2 protein-coding genes are annotated in these 2,437 nt (G+C 31.4%); both read left to right on the top strand.

Annotation, left to right across the window (positions count from 1 at the left end; all coding sequences use genetic code 11):
* The first annotated feature begins 236 nt into the window (after positions 1 to 236).
* Positions 237 to 1,163, top strand: a complete 927-nt coding sequence (locus B0A58_RS03970) for a hypothetical protein (protein ID WP_089079984.1) — start codon at positions 237 to 239, stop codon at positions 1,161 to 1,163.
* A 31-nt stretch (positions 1,164 to 1,194) separates the two neighbouring features.
* The coding region (locus B0A58_RS03965) for a hypothetical protein (protein ID WP_133063068.1) at positions 1,195 to 2,437 on the top strand (1,243 nt) is incomplete at its 3' end.

Here is a 2,437-nt window from a genome sequence, read left to right as displayed (position 1 = left end):
CTAAGTAAGTAACTCGAATAATTTATTACATTTGATCATAAAAACATAAAATATATAAAAAACAAACTAGTAAAAAGCCCATTTCATTTGTTTATACTTTAATATTAAACAAAATTCAAATTAATCCATTACTGTAATTTCCATTTCTTAAAAGAAACTAATTTAGAAAAGAATTCAAAACAACAATTTAGAAATTAAAAAACTAATTAATTTATTAACCTATAAAACCATACTTTATGAAAAAACTAAAAACAGTAGCTCTATTTCTTCTAATAACCCTTTTTAGTTGCACCGAAGAAAACAACTACTACACCACAGCCGAAAGACTTGGCAAAGAAAACATATACATTGAAGGTAATATTACTAATGAAGAAGCACAAGCACAGCTAACAGATGAACTAGGTAAAAATACTCAAAACATTTATGTGCAAAACACAACCCAGCTTACCGCTATCAATATTCATTCAGACACTAACATAAGGCATATTGAATTTGAAAATAACCAAGATTTAGTAAACATTACTATAGGTGGTTTTAAAAAAATTAAAGAACTATTGTTTAAAAACGAAGGAACTTTTCCATTACCACTAACGCCAAAAAATATAAAATGTAATGATATTGAAGAGGCATCTTATTTAGACATACGCTTACCTTATCAAGCACCAGGACACAATGTGAGTTTTAATAAATTAAAAAAAGTTGGCCCCAATGATTTTACTTTATTAGCAGAATGTAACGAACTAAACTTTCCAACATTAGAAACCGTTAATGTTTTTAATTTTGCGGTTAAAAAACCCATTATAACATTTCCTGTACTCAAACATATTGAAACTATTAATGGACCTTCTTATATAGAATTTAACCAGTTAAACTTTCCTGCTTTACAATATTGTAAAAAATTTAATTTCTCCACTTGGGAGTGGACGCAATCTACTATAATTACTATACCACTACTACAATATTGTGAATTTTTTAGATTATTGAATGCTATCAACGACTCGAACATAACGAATACTATTTTACATCAGTTTATAACTGTTTTCCCTGTTTCTGGAAAACAAATTGAAATTGGCGGAGGGCAGCCGCCCGCACCTCCTACAGGACAAGGAATTATTGACAAACAGACATTGATAAATCAAGGTAATGCAGTATATACTAATTAATTTAATAATTAACCCTTAATTTTTTTTAACCATGAAGCAAATTTCTTTTTCCGTAAAACAAATGGTAGTTGCAATGCTATTACTGTTTTTGAGCGTGTCATCCATTAAAGCTCAAAACTCTTCTTTAACCAATGCTACAATGAGTAATCAAACCGATGCGGTTTTTGGTCCTGTTTTGTATATTTGTTCTAGTAAAGAGACAAATGATTATACCAAATCAAAAGCATTAGCCTTTGGAGTTCCCGTGCCATATAGCGGTATTAACCCCAACCCAACATTAGGTGTAAACCCACACACCCGCAATTCGGGTTTTGTATTGGTAAAAGTTGGAGGCAATACATCAGGTAATGATGATGACGGTCCAATCAATACTAATTCAGGTGTAGATATTATCAAAACAGCAGGTAGCTGGTTGTACTTAAATGAAGCTATCAACTTCTTTTTATCACAAAACTATCAACACATCATTATTCTCGAAGGAGAGTATAACGTAAATGGACCTATTGTTATAGACAATACAAATGGTTCTACTAATTCATTAGCTATAGGAAACATAACCATTGAGGGAGAAGGTTTTGGTACAAAAATTAATCCTGCTGGAGGCTACACTGGTAATATTTTTGAAGTAAAATCGCATTATAATACCATAAAAAATCTTGCTATTCATATAGAAGGGTCAGGTACAGGTATATATGTAGCACAAGACGCAACAGTAACAGCAAATGATCCAAATGGTGTTTCAAGAGAAATTGACAATTACCATAATGTTTTTGATAATTTATATATTGGACATAAGGCTTTGTGGGGCAGTACAACCCAAACAGATGTAGCCGCTAGAGGCATTGTTCTTGATGGTCAGTACAAAGATGTGGGCTACAACAAATTTTCTAACATTGTAATAAAAGGAGTGCACACAGGTATAACTTTTAGAAAAGGTGCTGTTTCTGGTGCTCGCATTCACGATAATGTTTTTACAAATGTAAATTTTGCTAGAGTGGTAAGAGGAATCTTTTTTGATTCTACTAATTTACAAGAATCTACACAAAGCGGGCAATTAATTTATGATGATGTTTCAGATAATATTTTTTCAAATTTCAGCCTACAAACAGCAAGTGTTACAGAATATTATGTGCATAATATATATGGCAGAAACAATACATTTAGCAATTTTAAATCTGCGGATTGGGGTACTTACAATTCTGATATTGCACACAGAGCGGTATTTAGTATATTTCATAAAGCACAGCATACAACAATTCAAAACTCTGAAGTTG

This window comes from Flavobacterium branchiophilum NBRC 15030 = ATCC 35035, assembly GCF_002217205.1.
GTDB lineage: Bacteria > Bacteroidota > Bacteroidia > Flavobacteriales > Flavobacteriaceae > Flavobacterium > Flavobacterium branchiophilum.
This window is presented reverse-complemented; position numbering and strand designations above follow the sequence as displayed.

Coding starts and splice junctions, on each gene's coding strand:
- B0A58_RS03970 (WP_089079984.1), top strand. CDS start 237: ATGAAAAAACTAAAAACAGTAGCTCTATTTCTTCTAATAACCCTTTTT.